This window comes from Zymobacter sp. IVIA_12111.31 C1, assembly GCF_047495495.1.
GTDB lineage: Bacteria > Pseudomonadota > Gammaproteobacteria > Pseudomonadales > Halomonadaceae > Zymobacter.
On sequence record NZ_CP179930.1, the window covers coordinates 138390 to 155035 of the forward strand.

Annotated in this window: 15 protein-coding genes and 1 tRNA gene; 13 read left to right on the forward strand and 3 right to left on the reverse strand. The window is 52.7% G+C overall.

All coding sequences use genetic code 11. The features are described from left to right. Nucleotides 1-208: 208 nt before the first annotated feature. Complete coding sequence (locus ACMHYW_RS00595) at nucleotides 209-337, reverse strand: hypothetical protein (protein WP_414501517.1); 129 nt, start codon at nucleotides 335-337, stop codon at nucleotides 209-211. Between the two features lie 680 nt (nucleotides 338-1017). Here ACMHYW_RS00595 and ACMHYW_RS00600 point away from each other — a divergent pair. Further along, on the forward strand, nucleotides 1018-2622 hold the full coding sequence (locus ACMHYW_RS00600; RefSeq protein ID WP_414500455.1) for a TIGR04141 family sporadically distributed protein: 1605 nt from the start codon (nucleotides 1018-1020) through the stop codon (nucleotides 2620-2622). Nucleotides 2623-2624: 2 nt separating this feature from the next. Here ACMHYW_RS00600 and ACMHYW_RS00605 read toward each other — a convergent pair whose 3' ends face one another. Next, nucleotides 2625-3488, reverse strand: a complete 864-nt coding sequence (locus tag ACMHYW_RS00605) for a YicC/YloC family endoribonuclease (protein WP_414500456.1) — start codon at nucleotides 3486-3488, stop codon at nucleotides 2625-2627. Between the two features lie 238 nt (nucleotides 3489-3726). On the opposite strand from ACMHYW_RS00605, the gene rph reads away from it, so the two are divergent. Next, entirely contained in the window at nucleotides 3727-4449 is a 723-nt protein-coding gene (gene rph, locus ACMHYW_RS00610) for a ribonuclease PH (RefSeq protein ID WP_414500457.1), read from the forward strand. Between the two features lie 206 nt (nucleotides 4450-4655). Next, nucleotides 4656-5204, forward strand: a complete 549-nt coding sequence (hemG, locus tag ACMHYW_RS00615; RefSeq protein WP_414500458.1) for a menaquinone-dependent protoporphyrinogen IX dehydrogenase — start codon at nucleotides 4656-4658, stop codon at nucleotides 5202-5204. A gap of 66 nt (nucleotides 5205-5270) precedes the next feature. Here hemG and ACMHYW_RS00620 read toward each other — a convergent pair whose 3' ends face one another. Further along, on the reverse strand, nucleotides 5271-6032 hold the full coding sequence (locus ACMHYW_RS00620; protein WP_414500459.1) for an exodeoxyribonuclease III: 762 nt from the start codon (nucleotides 6030-6032) through the stop codon (nucleotides 5271-5273). Nucleotides 6033-6154: 122 nt separating this feature from the next. Here ACMHYW_RS00620 and pyrE point away from each other — a divergent pair, with 122 nt between their 5' ends. From pyrE to ACMHYW_RS00670, 10 genes are all read left to right on the forward strand, one after another. After that, nucleotides 6155-6808: an orotate phosphoribosyltransferase gene (pyrE, locus tag ACMHYW_RS00625; protein ID WP_027704455.1), complete on the forward strand. Its 654-nt coding sequence runs from the start codon at nucleotides 6155-6157 to the stop codon at nucleotides 6806-6808. Nucleotides 6809-6970: 162 nt separating this feature from the next. Next, entirely contained in the window at nucleotides 6971-7537 is a 567-nt protein-coding gene (locus ACMHYW_RS00630) for a YfaZ family outer membrane protein (RefSeq protein WP_038277549.1), read from the forward strand. Between the two features lie 317 nt (nucleotides 7538-7854). Next, on the forward strand, nucleotides 7855-8211 hold the full coding sequence (locus ACMHYW_RS00635) for a hypothetical protein (protein ID WP_414500460.1): 357 nt from the start codon (nucleotides 7855-7857) through the stop codon (nucleotides 8209-8211). Between the two features lie 84 nt (nucleotides 8212-8295). After that, on the forward strand, nucleotides 8296-8763 hold the full coding sequence (gene trmL / locus ACMHYW_RS00640) for a tRNA (uridine(34)/cytosine(34)/5-carboxymethylaminomethyluridine(34)-2'-O)-methyltransferase TrmL (RefSeq protein ID WP_414500461.1): 468 nt from the start codon (nucleotides 8296-8298) through the stop codon (nucleotides 8761-8763). A 123-nt stretch (nucleotides 8764-8886) separates the two neighbouring features. Continuing rightward, nucleotides 8887-9636, forward strand: coding sequence for a carbonic anhydrase (locus ACMHYW_RS00645; RefSeq protein ID WP_414500462.1), 750 nt, complete (start codon nucleotides 8887-8889; stop codon nucleotides 9634-9636). 271 nt (nucleotides 9637-9907) lie between these two features. Further along, the gene (locus tag ACMHYW_RS00650; RefSeq protein WP_414500463.1) at nucleotides 9908-11569 is read left to right on the forward strand and encodes an alpha-amylase family glycosyl hydrolase; all 1662 of its coding nucleotides are present in this window, start codon (nucleotides 9908-9910) and stop codon (nucleotides 11567-11569) included. A 316-nt stretch (nucleotides 11570-11885) separates the two neighbouring features. Further along, nucleotides 11886-13943 carry a DNA helicase Rep gene (rep, locus tag ACMHYW_RS00655; protein ID WP_414500464.1) on the forward strand — a complete coding sequence of 686 codons (2058 nt, stop codon included), beginning with the start codon at nucleotides 11886-11888 and terminating at the stop codon, nucleotides 13941-13943. A 280-nt stretch (nucleotides 13944-14223) separates the two neighbouring features. Next, nucleotides 14224-14300: transfer RNA gene (locus ACMHYW_RS00660), tRNA-Arg, on the forward strand. A 172-nt stretch (nucleotides 14301-14472) separates the two neighbouring features. Continuing rightward, nucleotides 14473-15675 carry a tyrosine-type recombinase/integrase gene (locus ACMHYW_RS00665; protein WP_414500465.1) on the forward strand — a complete coding sequence of 401 codons (1203 nt, stop codon included), beginning with the start codon at nucleotides 14473-14475 and terminating at the stop codon, nucleotides 15673-15675. 225 nt (nucleotides 15676-15900) lie between these two features. Beyond that, nucleotides 15901-16623, forward strand: coding sequence for a hypothetical protein (locus ACMHYW_RS00670; protein ID WP_414500466.1), 723 nt, complete (start codon nucleotides 15901-15903; stop codon nucleotides 16621-16623). Nucleotides 16624-16646: the final 23 nt, after the last annotated feature.

The window sequence follows — 16646 nt, forward strand, 5'->3', positions numbered from 1 at the left end:
CAGCGCGTGGTGGCGCGTCGAATGGGGCACAGGAAGTAGAGCTGTCCTGCTGCCCGTGCGTCGAAGTGGTTAGAGGACAAAAAACGCGTAGGGTTCTATGGAAGTGGAGTGATTGGTGTGGTTATTCGTCTTGGATGGTTTATACGAGGCATTGCCGATGTAGCCCACCCATTGCAAAAAGTTTTATGCGGGTTACTAAGAGAGTGTTTCAAAACCCTGGCATCAGCTTCTTAAAACAGGCCATGGCACATCGCAGCAACGTGAAGGTGCAGTAGATATCGAATTGGCGTTCGTATCGAACAGCTAACCGCTTAGCGTTATTCAGCCATGCAAAAATGCGTTCTACCGCCCAACGGTGCCTGCCTGGTGTCGTACTATTGTCCTTGCCTCGCGTGCTATCCGCGGCCTGATGCCTCTAACAACACAGGCTTCTCAAACAACGCTCGTAGTCATAGGCCTTGTCAGCGTGCAGTTTGTTTGAGCGGTGCCGAGAGTAACTACGAGCGCCTTGCAGCTTAGACACCGCTTCCAGTAATACCGTCAGCAGGTGACGCTTGTACCCCGGACGCCCTCTATCGGTGGGACTGGGGCCTTACGGCAGATCTCCCCCCTTTTCGCCTTTACAGATGAGCCATCCACGCAGGCGTGCTCCCAGTCGATGCGATCTGCCAAATGCAAGCGTTGTAACAGCTCATGATGGAGTTGCGGCCAAACGCCAGCCTCATGCCACTCTTTGCCAGACAGCGCTTGTCAGTCAGATACACGAGGTCTTCTTCCGCGAGGGTCTGGCGTAAGAGGTTGGATGGTATACCAGAGTTCGTTAGGAAGGAGTGAAGTCGTCATGCGGTGATGTTTTGGACAACATGGGTTTTGAAACGCTTTCTTAAGTGAATAGTTTTAAGAAAATGAAAAGACGTAATAGTAAATATGTCATTAAAGTACAGCTAGACATACTCAAATGGTCAATTATTCTGGAGTTTAAGTTTCATCAATGGATATCAAATGAGGTTTGTAGTTATGAAGCAAAAGCTTTCCGTATATTTGGTTGAAAATAAAGAAACTCCTTTAGAATATATAATAAATACAGAAAAGGTCCATGAAAGTATTTATATTGAAAGTGATGCAAATATGGAATTGATTTTATATTCTGTAAAAGGTGATCCTCACTTACCGCCATGGGCTGATTTTTTTATACGGAGTGTCGAAAATATTCCTGATAAATTTTTCGGTGATAGTAGTAGTTCAGGTGCAATATTAGTTGTTAGTAGAAATGATAATGTTTTTTTAATTACTTTCGGGACAGGGCATTTGTTGGTTAATAGCAATTCTGTTGTGAAAAATTTTGGTCTAAAAGTCACCTTGAATTCTATAGAAGTGGATAAAATAAAAAGTATAGATAAAGGAAATTACAACGAGTTAAGCTTATTAACAAGAAATCAGTGTAGTAAAGATGCTGATATTAATGTATTAAAGGTTGATGCTGAGCTAGATATAATATCAACAATGACAGGATCTTGCCGAGAAGAAATATTCGGAAGCAAAATAACAGGAAGGGCTGCTCTATACATACATCCTTGTGTGGATATAAACAATCTATCAGAAATACTTGATAAGTCGATTGAGAAATATAAAGAAAAGCTGCCGTACGAATTTGAATGGATAGAAAACATCTATCCCGCTGATAATGAATGTACCGCAATGCTGGATGAACTATTAGAAGAAAATCTGAAAAGCGAAAATCTTGAAGATATTTGGATGGCTGATCCGGAAATCATTGACCACGAGAGTATCGTCGCTTACGGTTTTGAACAAAAAAGAAATAGTCCAGCATATCCATCACTATGCCCTACTCATTTAATAAGTCTTTTGAAGGAGAAGAAGCCGGTAGATTATATTAAGTACCTTAAAGATAAAAGTATTTTTGCTTTAGACGGAAATTATCATGCCCATAAAAAATGGCCTATATATGATTTTATTTATACAGAAATAGAAGATAACGGGCAAACATATATACTTAGAAGCGGTACATGGTATTCTATAAAACAAAGCTTCATGTCTTCTGTAGACAGTGAGTTAGAAGGTTTGATAGATTCTTCTAAAGAATTTGGCTTTCCGCTATATTCATTTGATAAAGAAGAAGACTATATTAAGTATGCTTGCTCAAAAGACAGTACTTTAACATTGATGGATCAGGTTTTTATTTATCATGGTGGGAGCGGAAATAAGATAGAATTTTGTGATGTAATAAAAGACGAGAACAAGTTTATACATATTAAATACTACAGAGGCTCTCAATCTATGAGTCATTTATTTGCGCAAGGAGCTGTATGTGCGGAGCTTTTTTTAGGCGATAAAGAGTTTCGTAGAAAACTTAATGTAAAACTTCCTGAGCATCTTAAGCTTAGTAATACAAATGAAAGGCCACCGGGAAAATATGAGTTAGTATATGCGATTGCAGCCAACAAAAAAATTCCCAGTGAACTTCCTATATTTGCAAAAATAAATTTAAAAAATTTCCGTAAGAGATTATTAACTCTAGGTTATGATGTTAAGCTATGTAAAATTGACATAGATGCAAATATTTATAAGAAGAAATCATATAGAGGCACTAAGGATAAATAAAATCACTCAACATTCTGCACTTGCTCGCGCATCTGTTCTATAAGCACCTTCAGCTCCACGGCGCACTTGGTGGTTTCTGCCACCACGGATTTCGACGACAGCGTATTCGCTTCGCGGTTGAGCTCTTGCATCAAGAAATCTAGTCGACGTCCGACGGGTTTGCTCTGTTTTAACTGGTCGCGCACTTCCACGACGTGGCTGGTCAGGCGATCCAGTTCTTCTTCCACATCCGCTTTCTGCACTAGTAAAGTGATTTCTCCCGCCAGTCGTTGCTCATCGATCTCGACGCGGACTGCTTCGATGCGCTCTTTCAGTAGTGTCTGCTGACGCTCAATGATCGTCGGCATCAGGGTACGGACGTGTGCCACTTGGTCGTCGATGGCGTCTAGGCGCATGGTGAGCATTGTGTCGATGCGTTCACCTTCACGTTCACGCGCACTTATAAGATCGACAAGACCCTTATCGAACAAGGTGAGTGCGGCCGCCGCGATATGGTCTTCGCTCGGTTGGACGTCACGGATGATGCCGGGGTAGTTGAGGATCGCCAGTGCATCGGGGGTTCTTACGCCGTCGACTTCATCCTGAATGGTGGTCAGTGCGGCGTTAAGCTGGCGAAGTCGGTCATGATCAAGGGGGAAGCCCTGCGTGCTGCCTTCAATCCCGAGCGTTATAGTCACGTCTACCTTGCCGCGTGATAACCCCTTGCGCAGCCTGTCTCTTAGGGCGCCTTCGAGTGGCAGCAATGCAGGAGGAAGGCGGAAACCGACTTCCAGGTAGCGATGATTGACGGAGCGAATTTCGAGGGTCAGCTGGCCCCATTCGGTGTGCTGTTGTTGGCGGGTGAAGGCGGTCATGCTGCGGATCATGGGGGAATCTCCGGTAAGGCGTGAATGGCGGTCACGGCGTGCTGTGCCAGAAAGAAGCGTGCTTCTTTATAACGAATGTGGTCAGACAGTGCACCCGAACGCGCGGCGACACGTTAGAATGGTGGGCAGCTAGGTAACGACTGCGGGCCTCTGCAATGGTTATGCCTGTGCTTCGTCGTTATCGTGATGATACAACCTGCAGCGCTCGGCTTGAGCGCTGCTCGACAGGAGTTCTTGAATGCGCCCGAGTGGACGAGCGAACGATGCCCTGCGTGAAGTACGACTGACACGCGACTACACCAAGCACGCTGAAGGCTCGGTGCTGGTCGAGTTCGGGGATACCAAAGTGCTGTGCAATGCGTCCGTCGAGGCGGGCGTGCCGCGCTGGCTGCGCGGTCAGGGCAAGGGCTGGGTGACGGCGGAATACGGTATGCTGCCGCGTGCGACGCATACCCGTGGTGGACGTGAAGCCTCTCGTGGCAAGCAGGGTGGCCGCACGCTGGAGATTCAGCGTCTGATCGGGCGTTCGCTGCGGGCAGCGGTCAATCTGAAGAAGCTGGGCGAGTTCACTATCACGGTGGACTGCGACGTGATCCAGGCGGATGGCGGCACTCGCACGGCTTCTATTACCGGTGCCTGCGTAGCGCTGATCGATGCCATTCATCACATGCAGCGTACGCGTATGATCAAGAGTGACCCGCTTAAGCAGTTGGTCGCGTCGGTGTCCGTTGGCATCTATAAAGGCCAGTCGGTTGTCGACCTTGACTATGCCGAAGACTCCAATGCCGATACCGATCTTAACGTGGTGATGACTGCTGACGGCGGATTGATCGAGGTACAGGGCACCGCCGAAAAAGCCGCATTCTCGCGTGCCGAAATGAACACCATGCTGGATCTGGCCGAACAGGCGGGTGCCCAGCTATTCGCCTGCCAGCGCGAAGCGCTGGGTCTGGTGGAATAAACCGCACCATAATGACGGGCATGATTGGCTTATCGGTCATGCCTCGTTTCCTCTATGCTCTTGTCATACGCTGCTTTTATTGATGAGCGTGGCGGTCTGCGTCATGTCTATCGGGTGTCATGCATCTGCGATGATGTGCTGTTGATACCGCTGCCTTGTTCTTTTTTGATCTGTCGTTCACGACCTTTTCCACGCAAGGATGCGTTATGAAGATCGCCATTCTGTATGCCTCCCGCGAAGGCCAGACGGCCAGTATTGCTGCTCGCATTACCGAGCTGTTCGAAGTAGCCGGACCCTATCAGTGTGACTGCCTTGACCTCGAACATCTGCCCGAAGACTTTTCCCTTGATCACTACCAAGCGGTGGTAATGGGCTGCTCCATTCACTACGGACACTTTGCGCCGGTATTTCGCCACTTCGTTGCCGCGCACACCGAGCGCCTGAATGCGATGCCGACAGCGTTCTTTTCGGTCAGTCTGGTGGCGCGCAAGCCGGGCAAAGATACGCCGGAAACCAATGTGTACACGCGCAAGTTCTTAGAGAAGACGGCGTGGCAGCCGAACTACTGCGCGGCGTTTGCTGGGGCGGTGAAGTACGATCTGTATCGCTGGTGGGATCGGCTGATGGTGCAGCTGATTATGGCGATGGGGAAAGGGGAAACCGGACGGCATGCCCACGTCGAGTATACCGACTGGGACGCTGTCGCCCGGTTCGTACAGCAGGTGCGAACAGATGTTCTGCAAGAAAGGAGCTGAAATCACCCCCTGGCGCATCAGAGGGCGCTGGGGTTCTGCTAAAACCCGCAGCGAAGGATGCGGGTTTTATACAGAGAGCGAGTACTCAACGATGATGGGAGCATATTCCGAGAATGTCGCTTCCGTATCGATCCACGCCTTTTTCACTGCGCGCTGCAGGTTGGGTCCGACGACCTGATAGTCGAGGCGCCAGCCTTCCTGACGGTTGCGCGGTACTTCCTGATCCGGTTTCGGCCAGTAGGTGAACTGGTTTTCGCCGCGTTCGACTTCGCGGAACGTGTCGACGAAGCCCATCGGGCCGAACACCTGATCCATGAACGCACGCTCTTCGGCGCGGAAGCCCGCGGTGAACTGGTTGTCTTGCCAGTTACTGACATCCACCGTGCGGTGCGCGATGTGCCACGTGCCGCAGATGATGTACTCGCGGCGCTTGCGACGCAGCTTGTTCAGGTAGTCGCTGTACTGCTCGATGAAACGCTGCTTCTCTTCCGGTGCTTCCGGCATCAGGAATGAGGCAACGCTGAATCGGTCGTAGTCGGCCTGCAGGAAGCGCCCTTCATGATCACACTGTTCGAACCCCAGTCCATACATGATGGCCTTGGGAATCTGACGACAGTACAGCCCGACGCCGGACATTCCATCCTGTTCGGCATCTAGGAAATAGCCCTCGTAACCTTCTGGGTAGAGGATATTATCGTCCAGCTCAAAACTTTTGGTCTTGAGATTCTGGACACACACGACATCGGCATCCTGTGCGTGCAGCCAGTCGAGAAAACCTCGCTCGACCGCTTCACGAATGCCGTTGACGTTGACGCTGGCAATCTTCATACATGGCCCCTTGTTTTGCGCGCGTGTATGATACCCGAGGTTTATCGTTTTTGGGCAAGGATACGCTGATTTTTTCACGCAACTTTCCCACCTTATCCCGTCATCCTGATCGGAGCGCAGGCATGCACGATTACCAACGCGACTTCATTGCCTCAGCCATTGAAGCCGACGTCCTTTCCTTTGGTTCCTTTACCCTGAAATCCGGGCGAATCAGCCCTTATTTCTTCAATGCCGGACTTTTCCACGATGGCCGTACCCTGGGTATGCTGGGGCACTGTTACGCCGAAGCCCTCGAACGCTCAGGGTTGGAATGTGACGTGCTGTTCGGCCCTGCCTATAAAGGCATCCCGTTGGTCGCTGCTACCAGTGTAGCGCTTTCTGTCGAGCATCAGCGCAACCTCCCCTATGCGTACAATCGCAAGGAGGCCAAGGATCACGGTGAAGGCGGAACGCTGGTGGGGGCACCGCTTAAGGGCGATGTCGTCATCGTCGATGACGTCATCACAGCGGGTACCGCCATCAACGAAGCGCTGGACATCATCCGTGGTCAGGGTGCTCGTCCTGCGGGTATCGTCGTGGCCCTCGATCGCGAAGAACGTGGCAAGAGCGAACGTTCGGCCATCGAGGAAATCAAGGAACGCCATGGCATCCCGGTCATTCCTATCGTCACGTTGAGCAATGTGCTTGACTACTTGATGCAGCACGGTAACAACGCGCTGCAGGCACATGCCGAAGAAATTCGTCTCTATCGAGACCGCTATGGTGTGAAGTCCTGACGCCATCTTGCTGTCATTGCTGAAAGAATCCTTCTTTCTGGCGGAATGAATGCGCAAAAAGATTCTATGCTGGTGCGGTTTAGGGTGAATTTTATTTCTGCCTTGGCCGTTAACAGAGTCAACGCCATTCATTCTGCCATTCACTAGCAAGGGACAACGACAATGCGCCTCCGTATCGCTTGCGGTATTGCCGCCTCTGCCGTGCTGGCGTTCGCCAGCCAGTCTGCTTCTGCGTTCAGCGTCAACGCCAGCGGCACCAAACACGGCTACAACCTCCAGGCTCGTCAGAGCATCCTGCCGATGTTCTCCACGACCTTCGATTTCTTCCAGAGCAGCGATAACGATGCACACGGTGATAAGGACCGCGCGTACACCGCGGGTCTGATGTTCAACCCGTACGTGCCGTTCGTCGATCTGTCTGCGGGTGTCCGCTATCAGTACCAGACCACCGGTTACGGTGATGGCGGCGGCGTCAGCGTGGGGGGTAGCGCTTACGTGCCGACCTTCCTGCCAATGACATCCATCGGAGCCTATGGCTTCTACACGCCGAAACAGTTGGCGCACGGCGATGTACACACCAGCAAGGAATACGGCGCACAGGTGCGCTTCAACCCGATCGCTGACGTGTCTGTCTATGGCGGTTACCGCGTGTTCAGCACCGAGTTCGATAACGAAGGCAGCCATCGCTTGGATCGCGGCCCGTTCATCGGTGCCAGCGTCGGCTTCTGACCTATCGTTGCGCCAAGGCATGATGGGCAGTTCTTCTGTTCGCTTCGTTTCATAAAAAGGCAGCCCTTCGGGGCTGCCTTTTTTATTGAGCTGAGCGTTATTCGACACGTAAACTTCATCATCCGAAACAGTGGTCTACCGTCTGTCACTTCTGTTTTGTCACTAGTGACGCTATTAAGAGGCTGTTTCATAACCTGGGCGATTGCTTTTACCCTTTCCAAAATAGACGGCTTTTACCGCAATTTTGTGATTTGACGTTCCCTTCAATGATATGGGTATGGGGGTTATGAAACACGCGCTAAGGATGAGCTCTGATCATGAATTACGTTATAAAATCAACGATGACGCTAGTATTGGTCAGCGCTTTTTCGCTACTGGGTACGCTTTCCATAGCACCGTCGCAGGCGGCTGCGGTAAGCGATGACGCTGTCCGCCAGCAGATGATTCAGGAGTCGCTTGACGACTACCCCGGCAACTGTCCTTGTCCCTATAACACTATGCGCAATGGGCGTTCTTGCGGTGGGCGCAGCGCCTATTCGCGGCCGGGCGGTTATTCACCGCTGTGCTACAAGGATGATATTTCCGATGAGGAGGTGAGTGACTATCGGCAGTCACACGGTCTGGCGGCGGCCGCCAAACCTCATGCCAAGGGGCGTGCCGCGTCGTCACGATAATGTGCCATCCATCGCTCTTTCGTTCGCGCAGTTGGTACACTGAGCGCAGTTCCTTCCTACGTTCATGACAGGTAGCGTCTCCCCATGCTCGACATAGTGCTGTACGAACCCGAAATTGCGCCGAACACCGGTAACATCATTCGCCTGTGTGCCAACACGGGCTATCGATTGCATCTGATCCGGCCGCTGGGCTTCGAGCTGGACGATCGTCGCTTAAAACGTGCAGGGTTGGACTACCACGAGTGGGCACGGGTGCAGATCCATGACTCGCTGGATGATTTCATTGCGACGGTTCAGCCGACCCGATTGTTTGCACTGTCGACGCGAGGGCGCACCCATCATGATGTGCCGCAGTATCAGGTCGGAGACGCATTGGTGTTCGGTCCTGAAACGCGCGGCTTGCCGCAAACGTTCCTAGACAGCCTGCCGCCGGGGCAGCGCATCTGCTTGCCGATGCAGGCCAGCAGCCGTAGCCTCAACCTGTCGAATGCCTGTGCAATCGTTGTGTACGAAAGCTGGCGTCAACTGGGGTTTAGTGGCGCACTGCATTGAATTGGCGTGGTGTGAAGGGTGTATGATCGGCCGCGGTGCTGCACTGCACGAGAGCGTTCACTCACGTGGCTCTCGCTGAAAGACCAGCGTTGGAAGATACTGAAGAACGAAGGACACCCTTCCATGATGCACCCCGTAAGAACTCTGCTGTCTGCCACGCTGCTGGCCTGTATGACCCTGCCTGCCTATGCCTCTGAAAGTGCCCACTGGGGCTACACCGGTGACGGTTCTCCCGAACACTGGGGCGATGTGGACACCCGCTTTGCCGAATGCAAGATGGGCCACAACCAATCGCCCATCAATATCCGCCGCAGTGAACATACGCGCCATGCACCGCTAGCGCTGAAGCTCGGCAGTGGCGAGCAGAAGATCATCAACAACGGCCATACCGTTGAAGTTGTTCCGGAAGGTGGCAAGCCCACCCAGCTGACGCTGGATAGCGACGTTTACACTCTGCAGCAGTTCCATTTCCATACGCCTAGCGAAAACACCCTCGACGGTAAGCAGTTCCCGCTCGAAGGCCATTTCGTCTTCATGCATGACGCTCAACCGCTGGTGCTGGCCGTCATGTATGAGGATGGCGCTCCCAGCAAGGCGCTGGTGCCGTTCATCAATCAACTGAAGAACGTACCGCATGAAGAAACGGCGCTGGCTCAGCCCGTCGATCTGAAAGCGCTGCTGCCGCAGTCACTGCACTACTATCGTTTCTCTGGCTCGTTGACGACACCGCCGTGCTCGGAAGGCGTCATCTGGCTGGTGCTCGATCATCACGTCAAGCTGAGTTTGGCCCAGCTGGGGGCTTTCGAACAGGCCATCGGTCAGCACAACAACCGTCCTGTTCAGCCGTTGAATGGTCGTGTCATCACGGATTGATGAGGACCCTCTTCCTATAAGGAAGAGAATGTCGCGATAGGCAGGATAAAGAAGCGCAGTCGTCTCCATCGGCTGCGCTTTTTTGCATTGATTTCGTGTGAAAGCCGAGAATAGTTGGGCTTTTGTACCTGATGTGTTGTGATCTGTAATATACGACGTTATCTGCTGTAAACTTTCGTGGGGGGGGAGCATTATCGTTTGCGTTGCCGGCCCATGCCGAATGAGCATGAGGCACGGTTTTCCCGTCATAGAACAATAACAAGGAAGTGACATGACACTTTTGACTACGCAGCGCACTATCCCGTGGTGGCGCGACAACCTTTGCTACGAAATCTTTCCGCGTTCCTTTGCTGACAGCAATGGTGATGGTGTTGGTGACTTCAAAGGCATTACGGCACGTCTTAAATATCTGGCCAAGCTAGGCGTCAACAGCATCTGGCTGACCCCGTTCTATCCGTCTCCTCAGGCCGATGCCGGCTATGACGTTTCCGACTACTGCAATGTTGATCCGATATTCGGAACGCTGGATGATTTCGACATCCTGCTGAAAGAAGCCCATGCCTACGGCATCCGCGTCATCATTGATATCGTCCCCAACCATACGTCTGACCAGCACCCGTGGTTCAAGCGAGCACTGGCTGCCGCACCGGGTAGCGCCGAACGCGAGTGGTACCACTTCCGCGATGGTCTCGGTGAAAACAACGAGCTGCCGCCCAACAACTGGGCCAGCATGTTCGGTGGCAGTGCTTGGAAACGAGTACCGGGCGAGAAACAGTGGTATCTGCATCTGTTTTCTACCCATCAGCCTGACCTTAACTGGGACAACCCTGCGGTACGCGATGCCTTTGACAGCATTCTTAAGTTCTGGCTGGATCGTGGTGTCGATGGTCTGCGTATTGATGCCGCCAACAACCTAGTTAAAGCGGCAGGTCTGCCAGATACTACGCCAGAAAATTCAGTCTTCAATGATAATCAGCACAGTGGCCCGACGATTGACCAAGACGGCGTGCATGACATCTATCGTCGCTGGCGCAAGCTGGTCAATACGTACGATGACCGCCTGATGGTGGCTGAAGCATTTAACGTACGACCGATCTCCCGCCTCGTGAACTATGTGCGTTCTGATGAGCTGCACCAAGCGTTCAACTTCGACTATCAGCTGTCGAAATGGGGGGCTACCAACTACCGTGCCATCATCGACAACTATCTGACCAACATGGGGTCTGTTAATGCACCGTGCAGCTGGGTTACCTCAAGCCATGACCAGGTGCGCATTGCTACCCGACTGGGTCTGACCACTCCGGGTGCTATCCCGATGGGGCTGGACAGCACGACCGAACAGCCAAACGAACAGCTGGGTCTGGACCGTGCTCGAGCGCTCATCATGTTGACGATGATCCTGCCGGGAGCGCTCTATCTGTATCAAGGGGAAGAGCTGGGCCTGCCCAACCATACGACGATGGAAGCGCGTTTCCGTCAGGACCCGCGCTTCTTCGATTCCAACGGTACGATGATCGGCCGTGACGGCGAACGCATCCCTATGCCGTGGAAAGCCAAAGCACCAGCGTTCGGTTTCGGTCCGAGCGACAAAAGTTGGCTGCCTCAGCCGGACAGCTATGCCGGTTATGCCGCTGATGTACAGGAAAAGGACAAACACTCCACTCTGAACCTCTATCGTCGCCTGATCGCGCTGCGCACGCAGAACGCGCTGGGCACCGGTTCGCTGCAGTGGTTCGATTCCCCACGCAACGACGTACTGGTTGCACGTAACGGCAGCATCTGCATCTACATCAACTTCGGCTATGCACCGCTGGATCTGCCGGCAGGCAAGGTCATTGCCCAAAGTCGGCCGGGTATCGACAAAGGGACGCAGCTGCCAGGTAACGCCGCTGTCTGGCTGGCACTGGATGAAACGCCCCACACACAGGCGTGAATGAGTGTGTCACGTGAAACATCGGTGTGCGTGACTGATCACTTATCGTATTCGATAGCACTGCTCGATTGAGGGCAGTGCTATCGGCGTTTCAAGACAAGTGTTTGTCCCGCTTTTTCCAATATGAATCTGACCTCTTTCTCTTCTCTTTCCTTCCTGCGGTGATGCATTCCTGCTTTGATGCGACACCATCTTCATGCCTTTCATGGGGTTGTCGCTGGCCGATGTTCTCGTACCCGTGACGGCTGGGAGGCAGGTGGCCTAACGTAGTATCATGCCCCTCCCAAGTACGAACCTTTCAGGAGGCGGCCTCACCATGCGTGACGAGCTGATGCAGACGCGTCTACAGACACTCAACCCGCGGCAGCGTGAGGCGGTCACCTACATCAATGGGCCGTGTCTGGTGCTGGCGGGTGCCGGTTCAGGCAAGACCAGCGTTATCACGACCAAGATCGCCTATCTGATTCGTGAATGTGGCATGCCAGCGCGGCGCATCGCGGCCGTGACGTTCACTAACAAGGCGGCCCGCGAGATGAAAGAGCGTGTCGGTAAGATGCTGCCCGGTAAGCTCGGTCATGGGCTGACGGTATCTACCTTCCACACGTTGGGGCTCAATATCATCAAAGCCGAACTGAAAGTGCTGGGCTATCGCTCCGGCTTCTCTCTGTTCGACCCTGAAGACGCCAAGGCGCTGCTGCGCGACCTTATGCACAAGGATGCCGCCGTTGATGCTGATCAGATCAATCGTGTGCAGCATCAGATATCACAATGGAAGAACGATCTAGTCACTCCTCAGCAGGCCCTGTCGCACGCTGAAGATCAGGATCAGGACTACGCTGCGCGTCTGTACGAAGCCTACGTTCGCCACCTCAAGGCGTATAACGCTGTCGACTTCGATGACCTGATCTACCTGCCGGCAATTCTGTTTGAGCGTGAACCGGAGGTGCTGGCGCGCTGGCGCAAACGCATTCACTACATGCTGGTCGATGAGTATCAGGACACCAACTCGAGTCAGTATCGACTGGTGCGGTTGCTGATGGCCGAGCGTGAAACCTTCACCGTGGTAGGGGACGATGACCAGTCCATCTATGCGTGGCGCGGTGCTCGCCCTGAGAACCTTGAGCAGCTGCAGGACGATTTCCGCAGCCTGAAGGTCATCAAGCTGGAGCAGAACTACCGTTCCACGGCCGTCATTCTGAAAGCAGCCAACACACTGATTGCCAATAACCCACACGTCTATGAAAAGACACTGTGGTCGGAGATGGGGCGCGGCGATGACATTCGTGTGATCGTCAATCGCAATGAAGAGGTGGAAGCCGAGCGCGTCGCCAGCGAAATACTGACGCGCCGCCTCAAGCTCAGCGCCAAATGGAAGGATTTTGCCGTACTGTACCGCGGCAACTTTCAAGCGCGCTTGCTGGAGATCAAGCTCCAGCACTATCAGATTCCCTACAAGCTGTCCGGCGGCACCTCGTTCTTCTCGCGCAACGAAATCCGCGATGCGATGGCTTATCTGCGGCTGTTGATCAATCCCGCTGATGACAACGCCTTTCTGCGTATCGTTAACGTGCCGCGTCGCGAGATCGGCCCGACCACCATCGAAAAGCTGGCCAACTATGCGACCGAGCGTCAGGTCAGTCTTTACGATGCTTCCTGCGAGCTGGGGCTGCAGGAACTGCTGCCCGAAAAGGCGCTGTTTCGGCTGGCGCGTTTCAACCATCTTATTGCGGACGTGCGCAAGCGCATGGATCAGGGCGATGCCCTTGCCGCCATTCGCAGCCTGTTTCAGGAGATCGACTACGAGGGTTGGCTGTATCAGAACGCCAGTGCGCCCATCGTGGCCGAGAAACGTATGGCGAACGTGTGGACGCTGATCGACCAGCTCGAGCGCTCAATGCAGCGTAACGACGAAGGCGACGATGACGGTAGTGAAGAAACCGATGATGTCGAAGCGGCCATCTCGCGGCTGGTGCTGCGTGACATCATGGAACAGCAACAGGAAGAAGACGATACCGACAAGGTGCAGCTGTTGACGCTGCACGCTTCCAAAGGGTTGGAGTATCCCCATGTTTACATCATGGGACTTGAAGAAGACCTGCTTCCCCACCGCAACGCTATCGAAGCCGGTACCATCGAAGAGGAGCGCCGCTTGGCCTACGTGGGTATCACTCGTGCCCGTCAGACGCTGACCATGACACTGGCCCGTCAGCGTAAGGCATTCGGTGAAATGCTGAACTGTACCCCGAGCCGTTTTCTGGATGAATTGCCGGAAGACGACATCAGCTGGGAAGGCCGCCCCGACAAGGAAGACCCTGAGAAAAAACGGGAACGCGGAATGGACGCCATTGCGGGACTGAAGGCGCTGCTGCAGTAGCCTTGTCTGCCATCGCTATTCAAAAGCCGTGCTCATCCAAGGGCGCGGCTTTTTCGTTATGACGATGGTCTGTTCGGGGATATCTCGGTTCCGAGGCGCTATCCCTGATGGGTGAAGTGCCCTGTCGCCACGATGTTTCACGTGAAACATCGTGGCGATTTCTCATCAAGGAACCGCTCTCGCCAGCGCCTGATTTCAAGGGCAGCGGCAATACATTGCGTTCCTCTCGACTGGACACCAGCGCGCTCTTTGCGTAGGATGATGACGCATTTCTCATAATGCGCCTGTAGCTCAGCTGGATAGAGTACTGCCCTCCGAAGGCAGGGGTCGTGGGTTCGAATCCCGCCAGGCGCGCCATAGCACCTCCTCACCCTTCCCCATATTTCCTCAGAAGCCAGTCATCACGCGGCTTTCAGCAAAATTTTCTATCTATAGCCTCCCAAGGTATCGCTAGCTCACTGCATGAATTTTTGTATGCCTACGTGTATGCTGTGTCGTACTAACTTCATTGGCATACATTTTCTACTTTATGAAAAGATCCGACATCAAAAGCCGCCCGTTGGCTGATAAAGCTGTTGCTGCTTTAGAGCCAGAAGATAAAGGATATCGTGAGCGGGACGGAGGCGGTTTATACCTGTACGTTCGCCCTGATGGTCGCAAAAGCTGGGAATTGCGCTATCGGAAACCGGATGGCAAATATAGTTGGCTAGGACTAGGTAGCTACCCCGATGTTCGACCGAAAGAAGCCCGGCAAAAAGCACTCGAAGCTCGGGATATCATTGCTCAAGGCCTGACACCCCGCCAGCACCAAAAACAGCAGGAGCAAAAAGCACAGGCTGCTCAGGGGGAGACGGTTGAGGCTTTGATGGCTGAGTGGCACGTTATGAAGGCTAAAGCTTTGGCATCAGGTACCCTTCATAAGCTGTGGCTATCAGTCGTGCGCCACGTACTGCCTGTTCTTGGGGATCGTCCTATTTCAGCTGTTCAGCCTGCAGACATGCTGGCTTTCTTCCGCCATTTAGAGCGTCTTGGCATCCACGAAACAAGCGCCAAAATTCGCTCTGCATTAGTCGAAGCATTTGATTTGGCAGCTTTTGCTGGGCGAGTGACTGCCAACCCCGTGCGCGGAGTGGAGCGTTTTATTGAAGCGCCCAAAAGTACCAACTACGCACATGTTTCACAGACAGAACTACCCGACTTACTAAAGGCCATTGACAACTACCCGCGCAGCGCGCATGTGCGTTGCGCTATGTTGTTATTGGCACTTAATGGTTGTCGTCCTTCTGAATTGAGAGAAGCTCGCTGGGAAGAGTTTAATTTTGATGAAGCTCTTTGGCGTATTCCTGCTGAACGTATGAAAATGCGACGCCCTCATACTTTGCCCCTTTCCCCAATGAGTATGGCGCTGCTCTCTGAACAAAAAATGAGAACAGGTAGTTATGGTTATGTTTTCCCCAATAGGGTTAGCCGTCATAAGCCCATGAGCAATATGGCTGTTAACAAAGGGCTGGCTTTCCTTGGCTATGGTGGACGCCAAACAGGCCATGGTTTCCGACATATCCTTTCAACTGCGCTACATGAACGTGGCTATCCAGAAGCTCATATCGAAGCTCAGCTTGCTCATAAGAAAGGTGGTGTGGCGGGGGTATATAACAAAGCCTCCTATCTAGAGCCACGCAGAGCAATGATGGCCGCATGGGCAGACGACGTATCGACAATGATCAAAGGTTAGGATCGCTGCCGCATCGACCAGTCAGGGGCTCGCTACAGGCCCCTTTTCTTGGCAAGGAGCGCGCTTCCTCTTGAGGGTGTCTGGTGGGGACTGGGGCTGTCTTGGGCGGGGAATGGCTGTATATTTACACACCTATTTGTTCATATTTTCGGCTAGTGAATAGCAGCCATCGCTTGATAGGCAGGCTAGCCGTTGGCGTAACACCAGCATAATAGGGATGTGTTGATGAATGATTATGAGTATCTCCCTCTAGAGGAGCAGCTTCCGGACCTTACCCATTGGAAGGCCGTCTCTGAATTTACCCTTGAAGAAGCCGCATTGCTCCTAGCCGGTATTGACCCGGTCGAAGCGACCTTAGAGAGAGTTGAGAAGCAGCGGTTGCCAAGATGGAAATATGCTGTCACTTATCGTAGAGCGATTGTGCGTGCTATCCGGCAAGGGTTATTGCAAACGGTTTTTTGTGCAGGCTATGAAGAGGGTTGGAACGAACCTGTACTGCAAGAAATAAAACCCTCTGATCGGAAAATGAGCATCTCAATTGGCGATACCGTCATTACACGCGCTAGCCTATTCATTTGGATCGATAGAGAAAACATAGAACCAATCTCCTGCATTCTTTACAGAAAGAGAATGCAGCAGCACTCTATTGAAAATCCATCGCCCACCGTAGAACCTCAGGTTGAGCAAGAGGCTCCTCTTTGTTTGCCAAGGCAAGAGCATGTCTCAGAAGGGCTATCGCTTGTGGATGAAATTATCGCCCAGTTCTGGACCACCTGGTCACCTGACGACCCCGCCACTATTCCAAAGAAAGACGAAGTCATTGCGCATTTAAAAGCGTTGGGTGCCACCCAAAATCTGGCAGAAGCGGCGGACAAAATATGTAGACCTAAAAGCACCTACAGAGCCCGCTTAAAAAATCGCAACCTACCCACACGAGAAACCGCGTAGTGGCGGGCCCTACCGCTCGCATA